The sequence below is a fragment of the Polynucleobacter difficilis genome, assembly GCF_003065365.1.
Lineage (GTDB): Bacteria > Pseudomonadota > Gammaproteobacteria > Burkholderiales > Burkholderiaceae > Polynucleobacter > Polynucleobacter difficilis.
In genome coordinates this window covers 329,854-344,223 of the sequence record NZ_CP023276.1, presented here as the reverse complement: position 1 = coordinate 344,223, position 14,370 = coordinate 329,854, and the positions used below count along the sequence as shown (strand labels likewise).

At 49.8% G+C, this 14,370-nt stretch carries 23 protein-coding genes; 9 read left to right on the top strand and 14 right to left on the bottom strand.

Annotated features, from left to right (window positions below):
* Window positions 1-11 precede the first annotated feature (11 nt).
* The 4 genes from AOC34_RS01850 to AOC34_RS01835 are packed head-to-tail and all read right to left on the bottom strand — an operon-like array spanning window position 12 to window position 2,153.
* Window positions 12-866, bottom strand: a complete 855-nt coding sequence (locus AOC34_RS01850) for an ion transporter (protein ID WP_108468507.1) — start codon at window positions 864-866, stop codon at window positions 12-14.
* Between the two features lie 35 nt (window positions 867-901).
* Window positions 902-1,414, bottom strand: coding sequence for an HPP family protein (locus AOC34_RS01845; protein ID WP_108468506.1), 513 nt, complete (start codon window positions 1,412-1,414; stop codon window positions 902-904).
* 41 nt (window positions 1,415-1,455) lie between these two features.
* Window positions 1,456-1,863, bottom strand: a complete 408-nt coding sequence (locus tag AOC34_RS01840) for a thiol-disulfide oxidoreductase DCC family protein (protein WP_108468505.1) — start codon at window positions 1,861-1,863, stop codon at window positions 1,456-1,458.
* On the bottom strand, window positions 1,860-2,153 hold the full coding sequence (locus tag AOC34_RS01835) for a TIGR03643 family protein (RefSeq protein ID WP_108468504.1): 294 nt from the start codon (window positions 2,151-2,153) through the stop codon (window positions 1,860-1,862). Before AOC34_RS01835 ends, AOC34_RS01840 begins: the two co-directional genes overlap by 4 nt.
* Before the next feature lie 61 nt (window positions 2,154-2,214).
* Here AOC34_RS01835 and AOC34_RS01830 point away from each other — a divergent pair, with 61 nt between their 5' ends.
* Genes AOC34_RS01830 through AOC34_RS01815 form a run of 4 tightly spaced genes read left to right on the top strand, consistent with a single transcriptional unit; the run spans window position 2,215 to window position 4,103 of the window.
* A complete protein-coding gene (locus tag AOC34_RS01830; protein WP_108468503.1) occupies window positions 2,215-2,571 on the top strand; it encodes a hypothetical protein in 357 nt (118 codons plus the stop codon).
* 18 nt (window positions 2,572-2,589) lie between these two features.
* Window positions 2,590-2,820: a TIGR02450 family Trp-rich protein gene (locus tag AOC34_RS01825; RefSeq protein WP_108468502.1), complete on the top strand. Its 231-nt coding sequence runs from the start codon at window positions 2,590-2,592 to the stop codon at window positions 2,818-2,820.
* Window positions 2,821-3,519 carry an SDR family NAD(P)-dependent oxidoreductase gene (locus tag AOC34_RS01820; RefSeq protein ID WP_325051258.1) on the top strand — a complete coding sequence of 233 codons (699 nt, stop codon included), beginning with the start codon at window positions 2,821-2,823 and terminating at the stop codon, window positions 3,517-3,519.
* Window positions 3,519-4,103 (top strand): histidine phosphatase family protein, encoded by a 585-nt coding sequence (locus tag AOC34_RS01815; RefSeq protein WP_234408128.1) that lies wholly within the window; start codon window positions 3,519-3,521, stop codon window positions 4,101-4,103. Before AOC34_RS01820 ends, AOC34_RS01815 begins: the two co-directional genes overlap by 1 nt.
* A gap of 25 nt (window positions 4,104-4,128) precedes the next feature.
* On the opposite strand, the gene AOC34_RS01810 is transcribed toward AOC34_RS01815, so the two are convergent.
* The gene (locus tag AOC34_RS01810; protein ID WP_108468500.1) at window positions 4,129-4,692 is read right to left on the bottom strand and encodes a phosphorylase family protein; all 564 of its coding nucleotides are present in this window, start codon (window positions 4,690-4,692) and stop codon (window positions 4,129-4,131) included.
* Window positions 4,693-4,769: 77 nt separating this feature from the next.
* Here AOC34_RS01810 and AOC34_RS10325 point away from each other — a divergent pair, with 77 nt between their 5' ends.
* Window positions 4,770-5,054, top strand: a complete 285-nt coding sequence (locus AOC34_RS10325; RefSeq protein WP_234408127.1) for a type I phosphoribosyltransferase — start codon at window positions 4,770-4,772, stop codon at window positions 5,052-5,054.
* Between the two features lie 15 nt (window positions 5,055-5,069).
* Window positions 5,070-5,291 carry a phosphoribosyltransferase family protein gene (locus AOC34_RS10320; RefSeq protein ID WP_325051259.1) on the top strand — a complete coding sequence of 74 codons (222 nt, stop codon included), beginning with the start codon at window positions 5,070-5,072 and terminating at the stop codon, window positions 5,289-5,291.
* A gap of 43 nt (window positions 5,292-5,334) precedes the next feature.
* Here AOC34_RS10320 and AOC34_RS01800 read toward each other — a convergent pair whose 3' ends face one another.
* Window positions 5,335-6,426 carry an acyltransferase family protein gene (locus AOC34_RS01800; RefSeq protein ID WP_108468499.1) on the bottom strand — a complete coding sequence of 364 codons (1,092 nt, stop codon included), beginning with the start codon at window positions 6,424-6,426 and terminating at the stop codon, window positions 5,335-5,337.
* Entirely contained in the window at window positions 6,416-6,610 is a 195-nt protein-coding gene (locus AOC34_RS01795) for a hypothetical protein (protein WP_108468498.1), read from the bottom strand. The genes AOC34_RS01800 and AOC34_RS01795 overlap by 11 nt, the downstream gene beginning before the upstream one ends.
* A gap of 196 nt (window positions 6,611-6,806) precedes the next feature.
* Here AOC34_RS01795 and AOC34_RS10205 point away from each other — a divergent pair, with 196 nt between their 5' ends.
* Window positions 6,807-6,953, top strand: coding sequence for a hypothetical protein (locus AOC34_RS10205; protein WP_159074777.1), 147 nt, complete (start codon window positions 6,807-6,809; stop codon window positions 6,951-6,953).
* 279 nt (window positions 6,954-7,232) lie between these two features.
* On the top strand, window positions 7,233-7,670 hold the full coding sequence (locus AOC34_RS01790; protein ID WP_108468497.1) for a rubrerythrin family protein: 438 nt from the start codon (window positions 7,233-7,235) through the stop codon (window positions 7,668-7,670).
* Between the two features lie 197 nt (window positions 7,671-7,867).
* On the opposite strand, the gene AOC34_RS01785 is transcribed toward AOC34_RS01790, so the two are convergent.
* The 6 genes from AOC34_RS01785 to AOC34_RS01760 all read right to left on the bottom strand — a co-directional run bounded on the left by AOC34_RS01785 (window position 7,868) and on the right by AOC34_RS01760 (window position 11,723).
* Complete coding sequence (locus tag AOC34_RS01785; RefSeq protein ID WP_108468496.1) at window positions 7,868-8,170, bottom strand: high-potential iron-sulfur protein; 303 nt, start codon at window positions 8,168-8,170, stop codon at window positions 7,868-7,870.
* 171 nt (window positions 8,171-8,341) lie between these two features.
* Window positions 8,342-9,130: a GTP cyclohydrolase I gene (folE, locus tag AOC34_RS01780; protein ID WP_108468495.1), complete on the bottom strand. Its 789-nt coding sequence runs from the start codon at window positions 9,128-9,130 to the stop codon at window positions 8,342-8,344.
* Between the two features lie 67 nt (window positions 9,131-9,197).
* Window positions 9,198-9,569, bottom strand: a complete 372-nt coding sequence (locus AOC34_RS01775; protein ID WP_108468494.1) for an MAPEG family protein — start codon at window positions 9,567-9,569, stop codon at window positions 9,198-9,200.
* Window positions 9,566-10,210, bottom strand: a complete 645-nt coding sequence (plsY, locus tag AOC34_RS01770; RefSeq protein ID WP_108468493.1) for a glycerol-3-phosphate 1-O-acyltransferase PlsY — start codon at window positions 10,208-10,210, stop codon at window positions 9,566-9,568. Before plsY ends, AOC34_RS01775 begins: the two co-directional genes overlap by 4 nt.
* 76 nt (window positions 10,211-10,286) lie before the next feature.
* Complete coding sequence (gene xerD / locus AOC34_RS01765; protein ID WP_108468492.1) at window positions 10,287-11,198, bottom strand: site-specific tyrosine recombinase XerD; 912 nt, start codon at window positions 11,196-11,198, stop codon at window positions 10,287-10,289.
* 39 nt (window positions 11,199-11,237) lie between these two features.
* Window positions 11,238-11,723 carry a YajQ family cyclic di-GMP-binding protein gene (locus AOC34_RS01760; protein ID WP_108468491.1) on the bottom strand — a complete coding sequence of 162 codons (486 nt, stop codon included), beginning with the start codon at window positions 11,721-11,723 and terminating at the stop codon, window positions 11,238-11,240.
* A 103-nt stretch (window positions 11,724-11,826) separates the two neighbouring features.
* Between AOC34_RS01760 and murB the strand changes: the two genes are divergently transcribed.
* The gene (gene murB / locus AOC34_RS01755; protein ID WP_407675571.1) at window positions 11,827-12,846 is read left to right on the top strand and encodes a UDP-N-acetylmuramate dehydrogenase; all 1,020 of its coding nucleotides are present in this window, start codon (window positions 11,827-11,829) and stop codon (window positions 12,844-12,846) included.
* Here murB and xseA read toward each other — a convergent pair.
* Window positions 12,840-14,042: an exodeoxyribonuclease VII large subunit gene (xseA, locus tag AOC34_RS01750; RefSeq protein ID WP_108468489.1), complete on the bottom strand. Its 1,203-nt coding sequence runs from the start codon at window positions 14,040-14,042 to the stop codon at window positions 12,840-12,842. The genes murB and xseA overlap by 7 nt on opposite strands.
* Window positions 14,043-14,370 lie beyond the last annotated feature (328 nt).

Here is a 14,370-nt window from a genome sequence, read left to right as displayed (position 1 = left end):
AGAAGGCTTTTTTAGTTTTCAGGGGTCGGAAAACGAGTACCGCAATGCCTGCAGTATTGATTCGTTGTTTCGTGACCGTCGGTATAACAGGCATCGCAGGTTTTTTTGGCAACAAATTCTTGATTACGGCGATGTGCAAACTCCGCAGTCACAATCCCCGTTGGCACGGCCAATGTACCCCAACCCATCAGCATCATCGCCGAAGAAATGAGTTTGCCCAAATCGGTGTGCGGAGTAATGTCACCAAATCCAACAGTTGTCATCGTCGTGATTGCCCAATACACCGCAATCGGAATGCTCGTAAAGCCATTGCTTGGCCCTTCCACTACGTACATGATGGAACCCATCACAGTCACCACCATCAAGACCACCGATAAAAAAACTAAGATCTTGCGCCTGCTGGCGGTTAGGGCTTCGGCCAGATGCTGATACTCCGAAATGTATGCGGTTAATTTAAAGATGCGGAACATCCGAATCAAACGCAAAACGCGCACATCAATGAGTGCATGCAGCTCAGGGAAGAGAAGAGCGAGATACGTCGGGACCACCGCCAGAAAATCAATCACGCCATAGAAGCTAGTTGCGTAACGCCAGCGGTACTTCGCGCAATAGAGGCGTGCAATGTATTCAATACTGAAGAGTATGGTGAACATCCACTCTAGCGTGACTAATTCACCATGGAACTGCTTTGAAATCGATGCCACACTATCGAGAACGACCACCAATACGGAGAGCAAGATGGCGTAAATTAAAACGCGATCAAACAACAAACCCATCTTGGTATCGGATTCAAAAATGACTACATACATGCGCTCCTTGAGTGAATGCGCTGTGTGGTGTTTGGGATCGGTAGAGTGGGCTGTCATGGGCTTATGAATAGTAAATCAGTTACGTCTGCTATTTACGAGTCAGTCCAAATGCCCCAATTGCTATTGGGTGGGGATGGTTGGTTCCAGCGCAGAGGGTATTTGGATTGCCCCACTCCCAAGCGACTCCACACGCAAGCCACGATAAAAATGGTGAGTACTCCCAGCATAACTACTGCGCCCAAATGCATGAGTCCCGCTTGCGCCTGAATCATGATGAGCGGATTAGCACCTGCAGGTGGATGGACGGTTTTGGTAAGCAACATCAACACGATAGCAACAACTACCGCAAGTGCCATTACCCACAGCGCGTCTCCGGCAAGCTGGTATGCGGCAATACCAACAGCAGCTGCAATAAAGTGGCCGCCAAACAATGCGCGAGGCTGTGCCGGAGGTAATGTGGTTAAGCCAAACAGAAACAAAGTGGATCCGCCCAGCGATGCCAAAACCAGTGGCGTAGTCGCATTGCCCGTGACCCAAAGTGCGGCCGTAATGGCAATAGCAGACCCCAATGCAACCCATGCCAGCCGAAGAAAAATGGTTTTCATGCCACTACGATACAAGCAAATCTGAGAGCACTACGATAAAACTAGTGTGAATTGGGCTTGCTTGGGCAGCGGGCCTTTGCAAGGCGCAGTAGAGGTGGCCCAAAAAACCCCGAAATGCCATGGCGGTGCTTGGCAAAGAAACGGTAGCTGGGCCCTAGAATCGGCATCATCCAGCGGCGCGAAAAAATCCAAGCCATCCGCGGTAAATTGGCACGGCGATAGGCCTCACCAAACACGGCCACTCCGTTGATGGGTGGCTCGCCCTCGATCTGTCCATACATACTTGCTAAAGCCTCTTCGCACGATACCCCCACTGTTTGCGGATCGTATTGCGCGGAATTAATGTCAACAAAATGAAGTAAGCCTGCTTGATTGCGGCTTTGCAAAAAAAGGATTTCTGCCTGGCATAAGGGGCAGGCACCGTCGTAAAAAAGGGTGAAGGGTTTCATCGTCCGTGGGACTGCTTGTATTGCGTAGGGCAATAGGCCCGATCAACATCGGAGCTGCGTAATGCGCTGTGTTTAGTTGCGCGGCCCGTCACGCGAGCACGCCACAAACGAAAAGAGCCAGACTTTAAATTAGTCCGCATGAGGCGAATGACTGCAGGCTCTGCTAAGCCATAGGTGCGCAAAATGGCCTCAAAAGGCGTGCGGTCCTCCCATGCCATTTCGATGATGCGCGACACGTCGGCCGAGCTCAGCTCTGCTGGGGTTGGGGAGAAATGATCTGGCAATGGCATATCAAGCAAGTGTAGAGCTTATTCACTAGAATGGTGTGATCCCTACTTCATTCAATCTGCCATGCAGCTCCCTGCCCTCCGTATCGCTCGCCTTGGTTTGCTAGCCTGCCTACTGGGCGGCCTCGCGGCTTGCGATAAAAACGACTACACCACCTGGAGTTGCATTCCAGGGGCGGATGGAGCAAAAGTAAGTATGGTGCTTAGTCGCTCACTGATGACCTTGGACCCACCACAGGGATTTGCGGTCAATCCGTCCAATAAAAGTAAATCGGATTTGCGTTTTTGCGGTAGCTTAGGCCATGACAGTTATTTTGATGTGCGCTGCCCGGCCAATACGCAAGCGGCAGTGGTTCGGTTTACCCCCGGATCCGGAGCGCTCCGTCTGGGCACACAAACCATGCAGTGCACCGTTCTTTGATGCGTTTCTTGATCCAGCATGCCGAATAAAAATCCACTCAGCCCCAAAAAGTTATTACTGACGAAGTGGACTGCCGTTCATCCCATAAAAAAGCAAAAGCATTTTTTGGTAAGCAAAGTTATTCTGCCGGAATTACCGCACGAAGCCATCCAGCACGTGGAAATTGAAGCCGTCTTTAGTAAAGAGGTGCGGCAAATTGATTGGCGTGAATTAACAGACGCTACCATCTGGAAACAGGGCTGGATCTAAATGATGCCATCACTACCCGAGGGGTATCGCGCCCTGATCATCGGCTCATCCGGAACGATTGGATCTGCTTTTTTAGAGCTACTTCAGTCTGATCCGCGTTGCAGCCACGCGATTGGCATTCATCGCCAATCCAGTCCGGCCATTAACTACGCAGACGAAGCATCAATTGCAATCGCTGCAGAGGCCTTGGCGTCCAGCGGGCCATTTCACCTGATCATCAATGCCATTGGCGTCTTGCACACAGATACTTGGAGCCCTGAAAAGAAGGGGGCTGATTTGTGTTTCGGTCAGTTGGAGGCCATCTTTAAGATCAATGCCTTTGGCCCCGCTGTAACACTTTCCAAATTCAGCAGCCTGCTTGCTAAAGCGAATGCCATCATGGCCGTGATCTCCGCCAAAGTAGGCAGTATTGAAGACAATCGCTTGGGCGGTTGGTATAGCTACCGCGCATCCAAAGCAGCACTCAACATGCTACTCAAAACGACTGCGATTGAGTTGCGACGCACACAGCCTAATACCAAATTAATTGCGCTTCACCCCGGCACCGTCAACTCACGGCTCTCCAAGCCTTTTAAAGGCGAGCAAATTGGCCGACCAGCCATCGATGCGGCGCGGGATATGCTGGCCGTTCTCAATCAATTACCGCTGTCTGAATCGGGCAGCTTTTACAGTTACTCAGGGGAAAAATTGCCATGGTAATGCGAGCACAATTCCAATTCTGCCAACGCATGATGGCGATGCTAGTCATCTCGCTTTGCCTCAGCACCGCTGCGCTTGCTAACTTAGCTAGTCCAATGACGGATGGCGGGCACATTCTCTTCATGCGCCATGCCGACGCCCCTGGCTTTAGCGATCCTGCAGGCTATCGCCTTGATCAATGCAGTACGCAGCGTAATTTGGGTGAATTTGGAAAAAAACAGGCTGAGCGCACTGGGCAGTGGCTAAGCCAACAAGGCATCGAAAGCGCCAAAGTCTTTAGTAGTCCCTGGTGCCGCTGTGTTGACACCGCTACCTTATTAAATAAAGGGCCTGTACTCATCGATAAATCGCTGGGCTCTTTTTTTGAAAGCATGGGTCAATCTAATCAGCAAACTGAAGGGCTGCGTCAGCTCGTACAAAAAAGCTTGAAGCAATTTCCGAAGACGCCCATCATCATGGTCAGTCACCACGTCAACATTGAGGCATTCACTGGAGTGGTGCTTGGCTCTGGCGATATGGTCCTTGTCAAAATTGGACCCAATGGCAAGCCCCTATCGCACCAGGTATTTCCTGGAATGCGCTAATCCACAACATAAGCGGGCACTGGATTTACAACCCCATTACCCTGCGCAGTTGTTGCAAAAAGAGTTCTTCGCCGTGTTGCACGCTCGTATGCCAATCGCTACCAGCGGAGGCATCGGCATCGTCTGTAATGTATTTGAATGAGCGCCATGGAATATCCGCATCGTGCGCCACTGCGGCAATGGCGAAGAGCTCCATATCCACCACATCAATGGCTTGTGCAATCAGCCATGGGTCAGTCTCCGTTACAAAACTATCACCAGAACCACATACGTACTTTCCGCCCTCGGATACATAGGCATTCGGACGACTAGAAAATGGCACCTCGCCACGCGGGGCTAAGGGCTCTGCAAACACATCCCGCTGGACTACTCTACCAATGTCCAGCAAGCCATTCACAGCTGGGTTAATTCGCCCTACCGTACCGAAATTGATGATCTCCCGTGGACTATAGACTTGGATTGCTTTAAAGGTTGCAATTGCTGCGTTTACTTTTCCAATCCCGGTATAAACCACTGCGGTTTCTGGCGGGAGGCGTTTTGGATCGAGCTCATTCTCGAGAGCAGTGATAATGATAAAAGGGTGGCGCATGATGAAATTTACCTTGGGTAGTCGCTACAGACATGCAATCAATAAACAGCACAGCTAAACTGATACACATTATGCAAATGCAATTACTCGATTATCTGCCAACCATTGCCGACTTTCCAAAGCCAGGCATTCAGTTTCGGGATATCTCCCCATTGCTAGGGGACCCGGCGGCCTTTACTGAGGCCATCCAGCATATGGCTGCCATTTCTCAGCAGTTTGACTACAGCCACATCGTTGGGGTGGAATCCCGCGGATTTGTGTTTGCCTCAGCACTTTCCCTGCATACCCAAAAAAGCCTGGTGCTGGTCCGCAAGCCCAATAATCTTCCGCTGGCCAGCCACCGAGAGTCGTATGGTTTGTAATACGGATCGGACGCACTGGAAATCCAAAGCACATCACTGCCTGTCGGCTCACGCGCCCTGTTGATTGATGATGTATTAGCAACCGGTGGTACGCTCATCGCTGCCGCTAAGCTAATCAACCAAGTCGGTGCCCAAGCCATTGCATCGATCTGCTTGCTGGAAATTGAATGCTTAGGCGGCAGGGATAAATTAGAAAGTCACGGCCTCGTTTCACATGCGGTTTTAAAAACACCGTAGTCACTATGTAGGCTGCTTCTTATTTTATTTTGCGAAGTACAGATTAGGAAAACAATGTGGCAGGACGCCAGCGCCCAATGGGCAACTCAACCCAGCGGTATAAATAGTTTGCAGCCATCCAGCTCAGTGCCGATACAAGGACAATCAAACCCAATCCAATTGCAGGGCTTGCCACATGTAATGCAAGTAGTACGGTGTTAGCCAAGAGGATGAATGCAAAGTGGATTAAGAAGGCGCAATACGCGCGAGGACTAGCCCACTGCATTGCACGTGCGAGCCACGATTGCGGATTCGGATAGGACCTATTGCCTACATACAGCAATAAAAATGCAATACCAATTGCCAGGTAATTGCGCAGCCAGACTGAATGCAGAGCAGAAAGAAGCAAAATGAAGGCAATCGCCAGCAGTATTCTTTTCGCATTCACCGGATTGATGCCAGCCTTGATTGCTTTCAGTCTACCAGCCCAATAGGCTAGGATGCCTAGGCCATAAGCGCCGATAAAGTAAATGAAGCTGTTTTCGAAGCTAGCATGGCGATTAAAGTACAAGAGCGATGCCACAATCAAAATAGATATGACGCCGATACGCATTACCGGTCTCTGAAAAACTGCATAGATCACTGCAAGCGCTGTAAAAAGCTGCCAATCGATTGCTACATACCAAACACCTGCCGAGATGGAGTCATACCCCAGCAGACCTTGCAATAAAAAGAGGTGCGCCAAAACTTGGGCGATGGTTTCGGGCTGACCAATGTACTCGTCTGCAGACCACTGGCGCGCCAATGCTGCACACACGATGGTAATGAGTAAAGCCGCAACATAAGGGCCCACCAAACGCAAATAGCGGCGAATCGCCAGCTGCAGCACCAATCGAGATCCGCTTAACTGTGAATGCGCATGGCTTATCGCAATGGCTTTTTCAGCGGACTGTGCTGCAAGGTAGCCCGCCATCACTAAGAAAATCTGTACGGCATACCGACCATAATCAAATAGAAAGGCGCTAACGCTAGGGAGCAGTTCTTTGGCCGCAGCGGCAAGCTCGCCATAACTAACGCAGTGGTGTAAAACAATAATTTGTGCCGCTAAAACCTTTAATACATCAATCAGCCAATATTGCGATCGTTCAGGGCTCATTTGTTTTTGACTTAGGCTTGCTGGAGAAGGCCGCTAACAGTGGATTGGCTTTTACCAGTTCATCTGCCAGTTGTTGCTTAGTTTTGGCTTGAGCGCCTGATCCGGGGCCTTTTACTTTGGACGCATTTTTCATCTTGTGCGCCACGGATAGCCCCAGATTTTTGTAAAGGTCTGTTTTTTTCATGGGGGATTTCCTGGCTCACTTAGAAAAGGGATTAATTGGCGCCAATAATGTCGCTTAACTGACTTACAAAACGACGGGTCTTTCGATTACTTTTAAGTGCGTTCAGCCTTCATTTTATGCTGTAGGATGAATCAAGCGACATCAAACTGCGATTTTGGCTTGATGTTCTTTTTGTTTATCTTCTGAGGATTTTGATATGGCTACCAGCACCGCTCCTGCAATTCATTTACGTAATTCCGTTACGGAATGCGCCCAGTCCCTTAAAAAGGAAAATGCAGGCAAGTTTTACAACTATGGCATTCGGGATTGCGCTGCATCGATCGCAGCCCTGAAGGCAAAGTAAACTGAATAAGCCTTATCCAGCAGTATATATAATAAAAACAATGGGTTGGGATGGTTTATTGCATTCAATATTTGTTAGTATTTACTTACTTTAAATTGTGACACATTTATTAAGTTAATCAGAAAGACAAATTTGAATGGTTTTAACTATCGATCTAATACAAAAATACGATTATTTAGACCCCAAAGATCCGCATAATTTGTCTGTGGTGATCCCTTCAATCCTGGATTGAATTGCATCCCCTCCATTTTGATTTAACTGAAAACAAGGAGCCCTTAAATGAGCAAAACTGTAAAAGGCACAAAGACTGAAGAGTCCTTGAAGGCCGCATTCGCTGGCGAATCCAAAGCCAACCGCCGTTATTTGTATTTCGCAAACATGGCTGACGTTGCTGGTGCAAACGACGTAGCAGCTGTTTTCCGTTCCACCGCTGAAGGTGAAACAGGTCACGCCCATGGTCACATGGAGTATTTGATTGCTGGTGGTAGCGGCGATCCAGAAACTGGCTTGCCAGCAAAGACTGTTGAAGATGCACTCAAGTCTGCAATCGCAGGCGAGACACACGAGTACACCGACATGTACCCAGGCATGGCTAAGACTGCACGCGACGAAGGCTTTGACGAAATCGCTGACTGGTTTGAGACTTTAGCGAAGGCTGAGCGTAGCCACGCAAACAAGTTCACCAAAACTTTGGAAGCGCACTTAGCAAACGTGTAATTGGATTTGCTGTGATTGAAAAAGGCTGCCTCGGCAGCCTTTTTCTTTTGGTATTTTTCTTCTCACTTGTTTCTTCATCTTTTAAATAACGCTTAGGTAAGCCAGCGCCAAGCGAGTATGTATTTATTGGCTACCCCAAAAGAAATATGGCCATCCGAAGATGGCCATACCGTGATTCGAAAATTGCTGACTAGAAATTAAGCCTTCTTAGCCCATGCAGAGCACCAACCTGGGCCAGCCACTTTTTTCGCACCGAACAAGCTGCAACCACCAGTAGGGCCAGAGCCTTGGTACAGAGCGCAGTTAGAGCAAACTTGACCGGCTGCGTACTTAGGAAACTTGGCTTTGTTTACTTTAGTTGCATCAGCTACGTAACCGAGGGCAGCAGCTTGTGGATCGGTTTCAGCAACCATGGCTTGCGCTTGAACGGTATTGCTGAGTGCAATGCTGCAAGCACCAGCAGCGGACATGATCATAAATTGGCGACGGCTATTCTTCATACATTCTCCAAAAAGGTAGGACATAAAACAATTTAACGTAACTTCTAATAGTTCTGCGATGAATCATAGAGCAGAAGTACTTTAGCACCAACATACCATCTAAATAATTGATTTATATAGACTTATTCTTGAGAATCGTTCTCAATTTGAAAACAGCCCTACTGCGTCCTTTTAGCGGCGGTCCATTAGTGCCAAAAACTCGCGGCGTAAATTAGCGTCCTTTAAAAACGCACCTCGCATTACGCTGTTGATCATCTTCGAATCGCGATCCTTTACCCCGCGCCACTGCATGCAAAAGTGGTCTGCATCCATCACAATCGCAACCCCAACAGGACGAATCTTTTTCTCGAGCATGTCAGCAAGATGGACTACTGCCTCTTCCTGAATTTGGGGGCGGCACATCACCCACTCGGTCAGCCGCGAATACTTCGACAAACCAATGAGTGCAGATTCCTTGCTCGGCAATACCCCAATCCAAACCCGGCCCATGATGGGGCATAGGTGGTGCGAGCAGGCGCTGCGGACCGTAATCGGACCAATGATCATGAGCTCGTTGAGGTGACTTACATTTGGGAACTTTGTGAGCGCCGGTTGCTCAACGTAGCGGCCATTAAACACTTCATTGACAAACATTTTGGCAACGCGTTGACTGGTGTTCCGGGTATTGTGGTCGCTCTCAGTATCAATCACCAAGCTTTCTAAAACGGCTTGCATCTTCACCGCTACCTCATCGACCAAACCCTCTAAATCACCTGGCTCAATGAACTGGGAAATATTGTCATTGGCATGAAAGCGGGCTTTCTTTGCCTGTATGCGACGACGAATAATGGTAGACAGCGGCACACCATCCTCGGCCTTGGACTGTGTTGCTTTCTTTACAGTCGGCTTTGGTGCCACGGCTTGCTTTGCTACCTTTGGGGTACTACTGCTCTTACGGCTGCTGGTTTTGGTGGCGGGCATAGGATGTTTGAGTACGTTAATGAATTTATGAATAGTAATCAAAAATGATTAGCTTCACAGGCCAGGGTTAAATCTGGAAAAAGATAGCAATGATTGCCGCTAACGCTATGGTCCAAACGGCAGTACGTAATTTAGGCCAGTCAGCGACATAGCAAACAATAAAGGCGATGCGCGCTAATACGTAAATGACTGCCAATAGATCAATGCGGTCTTGTGGTGCCTGCGCAATCGCTGCAATGGCGATGGCAGCAAAAAAGAAGGGGATCGATTCAAAGGTATTGGCTTGCGCTGCATTGGCACGCGCCCGAAAACCAGTTTGCTGAGCTAGCCACTGGCGCGGGTTACTGTTATCAAAATTTTTAAAGCCAGACTTGGCGATACCTGCAGCTACGATCGGCAGTAGACCTGCAATCAACACGCATGCAAATGCAATCGTCATTCGATTTTCTTCGCGGGATTTGGTGGTGGCGTTTTTTTCTTGCCAATGCGCGTCTCGGTGCCATTCATTAAATTACGAATGTTGCTTCGATGACGCCAGATCAGTAAAGCACATACCACGCTGAGCGCAATCGCCATGGGCTGAAAACCAAACAAGAAAACAAAATAAGCTGGGCCAAAGATAGCGGCGGCCAAGGCAGCGAGCGAGGAGTAGCGCAAAAAGAAAGCCACAATCAACCAGGTTGCCAACGTTGCGAGGCCCAGGGTCAAATTAATTCCAAACAAAATACCGCAGGCAGTGGCAACACCCTTGCCTCCCTTGAATCCATGAAACAAGGGATACAGATGCCCCAGGAACACAGCAATCACTACACCGCAAAAAATCCACGCGGCCGCGCCTTGGGTCACCATTGCCTCACCTAAAACCAACCGAGCCAGGATCACTGCCAGAAACCCTTTAAGGGCATCGCCCAGCAAGGTAAGCACCGCAGCACGCTTGTTCCCCGTGCGCAGCACATTGGTTGCACCAGGATTACCGGATCCATATGAATATGGATCGGGCAAACGCATGGATTTACTGACGACGACTGCAAACGAAATTGAGCCAATCAGGTAAGCAAGGGGAATTAGTAACCAAGTCATGACACTATCTTAATCATTATTAATAAACTACCTTAAATCCAAGCACTGCTTGGTGGATCCGCAGTCCTTAGGGCAACTAGCCCCTGGGGTGATGGTGCTGATGAATGGATTTGAGCCGTTCTCGGGCAACATGGGTATAAATCTGCGTAGTCGATATATCGGCATGCCCTAGCAGTAGCTGTACCACTCGAAGGTCAGCGCCGTGATTGAGTAAATGCGTAGCAAAGGCATGCCGCAGGGTATGCGGTGAGAGCGCTACCGGAATTTGTGCGATGGCAGCATAGCGCTTTATTAAAGCCCAAAATGCTTGGCGAGTCAGGGCGCCACCGGTATGCCGACCAATGAATACCGCATCGGATGTTTTGCCTGCCAATAGGGTTGCCCGTGTTTCTCCAAGGTATTTACGCAACCATTCTCCGGCTTCGCCGCCAAAAGGCACGAGGCGTTCTTTGCCGCCCTTGCCGTTCACGATACGTACTACTCCTTCATTGAGGCTGATTGCCACTGTTTTCAGGCTAACGATTTCAGAAACGCGCAGGCCACTGGCGTACATCAACTCGAGCATGGTGCGATCGCGCAAACCTAATGGGGTTTCGATGTCAGGCGCCTGGATTAAGCGCGTGACTTGATCCTCGCTGAGGGTCTTCGGAAAGCGCTGCGCCTGTTTTGCGGCGCGCAAGGTCATGCACGGATCCCGCTTTACCCACTGGTGACGTAAGGCGTGGCGATAAAACCGTTTGAATACGGTGAGGCGTCGGTTGGCTGTGGTGGCTTTATCGTCGCGACGATGTGCGATATACGCTGTTAATTCAGTTTCGGTGGCGGCATATAAATCGATGCCGCGCTCCTGTTGCAACCAGTGGGCTAGTAAAAGCAAATCCCGTCGATAGGCAGCGAGGCTATTTTTAGCGAGCCCATCTTCTAGCCAACAGGCATCGCAGAATCGCTCAATGGCCTCAGATGAAACTGGCGATAGTGCCTGCTCCATCTGAGTTGTAGCGGCTCTAATGGTCACGCTGATGGCGGCTTAGTCCCTGAAGTTATCAAAACCCAAGGGTGCTTCGCTGACATCTTTGCGCAGCAAGGCCATGACCGCTTGCAGATCATCCCGCTTGCCACCGGTAACGCGTACCGCGTCCCCCTGAATGCTGGCTTGCACCTTTATCTTGCTGTCTTTGATGATGCGCACAATTTTTTTCGATAAATCGGAGGTCACCCCTTTTTGAATCTTCATGCTTTGCTTGCGCTTATCGCCGCCAATTGTTTCCAACTTGTCGTCTTTGAGGTAGCGCACATCAACGTTTCGTTTAGCCATTTTGTTAATCAGGACATCGCGTACTTGACCCAATTTAAAGTCATCGTCCGCAAATAAAATGAGGAGCTCCTCTTTGAGTTCCACCCTGGAATCCGATCCCTTAAAGTCGAAGCGGGTCGAGATCTCTTTATTGGCCTGTTCAATGGCGTTCTTTAATTCCACCATATTTGGCTCGCACACTACGTCAAATGTTGGCATTTATTGCTCCTATTTACTCAAAATTACGGAAGACGAATAAGATTGTGGCATGAACTCCGCCCCAAATGCGCCTTCCTCGCCCAAAACGGCCTCGCCCTCAAGGATTCCAGCGATGCTGCCTGACTTTTCTTTAAGGGCACGCAATAGCTTTGGATTTGAAGTCCTGGCCGAGCAAGCGTATTCCATTACCGATGCTGAGCAAATTGGGGCTGTAATGGAAGCGATTGAGTCGGCAGGCCTGCCATGGCGGGTACTGGGCGGCGGTAGCAATGTGGTCTTGCCGCCAACACTATCCGGCGCGACCTTACTCATGGACATTGCAGGGCAAGCGATCTCGCAGCAAGATGAATGCGGCACTGTGGTATCGGTTGGGGCCGGCGTGAACTGGCATGACTTTGTAATTTGGACGCTTGACCAAAGCCTACCTGGCCTCGAGAACCTTGCACTGATTCCAGGTACGGTGGGCGCGGCACCGATTCAGAACATTGGCGCCTATGGCGTTGAGGTGGGTGGAAACATCCAATCGATTGAAGCCTACGATTGCCATTCCAAAACCATGGTCACTTTGCCAGCGAGTGAATGTGCATTCACGTATCGCAACAGTATTTTTAAAGCCCACCCCAAGCGCTACATCATTACGCGCGTGCATTTTTACTTGCCAGCTGCGTGGAGTCCACGCCTACGTTATGCCGATTTGGCTGCTGCCTTTGCAAATCGTCATGCCCCAACAGCAGAAGAAGTGATGGTTGCGGTCTGCAAGATTCGCAATCACAAACTGCCCGATCCCAAATTAATCGGTAACGCCGGCAGCTTCTTTCAAAATCCGATTGTGGAGAATGCGCAGTACTTGGCATTGCTGAAGCAGTTTCCTGAATTGGTGTCTTACCCTGAGGGGGATGAGCGCGAAGGCAAACGCAAATTGGCAGCGGGCTGGATGATTGATCACTGCGGCCTTAAGGGCAAGCGCGACGGCGCTGTAGGCGTTTATCAACACCAAGCTTTGGTCCTCGTCAATCACGGCGGAGGTAACGCTGATTCTGTCTTGGCCTTAGCAAAAACCATTCAAGATAAAGTGCAAGACACCTTTGGCGTTGCTTTGTTGATTGAGCCGATCCGCTACTGAGGTTTCACCTTGGCGAGTGTGACTTCAGCACTGCCTTCTGCCAATTGAATGCGGTAATCGTGCTGAGCCAGCAGTTGATCTGGCTTACGAACTGCTCCCGCGCCCTCTTGCAAAATCACGGCATAACCCCGCTCCAAGGTGCGCTGCGGACTGAGCGCCTCTAACTGCGCCGTGAGGTGCTGCTGATGCCGTTGCCAGTATTGCGTGCGCACCATCCACGATTGACCGAGGCGCTGCCGGAGATTTTGAATCTGCTCGCGCATCCGCTCGGGATTAGGTAGCGCATGGTTTAAGCGCAATGCAAATTGATCCAGTGTCTGCGCCTCGCGCTCGAGTCGCCGCTCTACGGCTTGCGTCATACCCTGCTTGAAGCTTGCCAACTCGGCCAGCAATTGATCGCGCCGCGGTGCCGCCATCTCGGCCGCACCGGTCGGTGTTGGTGCGCGCAAGTCAGCAACAAAATCAGCAATCGTCGTGTCCGTCTCATGCCCTACGCCGCAGACGATGGGCAATCTGGATTCTGCAATCGCGTAGGCCAACTGCTCATGATTGAAGGCCCACAAATCTTCGATGCTACCGCCGCCCCGCACGAGCAGAATCACATCCACTACCGCCTCCCGATTGGCATGCTCGAGTGCGGCGATGATGTTAGGAGGTGCTTCTGGGCCCTGCACTAAGGTGGGATAAATCACAATCGGAATGTGTGGAGCTCTTCTACTTAAGGTACTCAGCACATCTTTTAATGCCGCCGCCTGGGGCGAAGTGACGATGCCGATGGCGCGCGGGTGAGTAGGTATGGGGCGCTTTCGATCGGCTTCAAATAGCCCCTCTTTTGCCAGCTTGGCTTTGAGCTTTAAAAAGGCCTCAAAGAGTCCGCCCATGCCGGCACGCCGCATAACCTGAACTGTTAATTGCACATCCCCACGCGGTACATATAAGCCGAGACTAGCCCCGACCTCAACCAAATCCCCCGATTGGGGCATAAAGCCCACCTGGGCGTTTTTGCCGCGGAACATGACACAGCGTATTTGCCCTTCCTCGTCTTTTAAAGAGAAGTACCAGTGCCCACTGTCATAAGCCTTAAAGTTCGATACCTCGCCGCTAACCCAGACAGAATCAAACTGGTCCTGCAAGGAGCTTGCAATGGCGCGGTTTAGGTCGCCAACACTCAGAATGGGGTTGGGTATTTCAGGCATTTTCTAGGGGTCGGTTTTGATGAATTTAATGGGGTTTGCTAATCTGGACCAATACATATCCACAGTCTTGAATGGCATTATGGGGCTCAATTAAGAAGTAAGTGTTTGCTGACCCATAACGTCGTATAAATCTGACACTAACACTGCAATGCATTGATTCATATACATAAATTTTTTTATATTCGATTCAGTTTACTGCTATTGTTTGGTGCGTTACACCATAAATCAAGGACTTACAGTTAATAGGGTCAAAAGTTTTGCACAGAGTTATCCACAGCCTAACTAAAACCCCGCTAAAGCTAAATTTTTTGAAAAATATCAAGCTTCT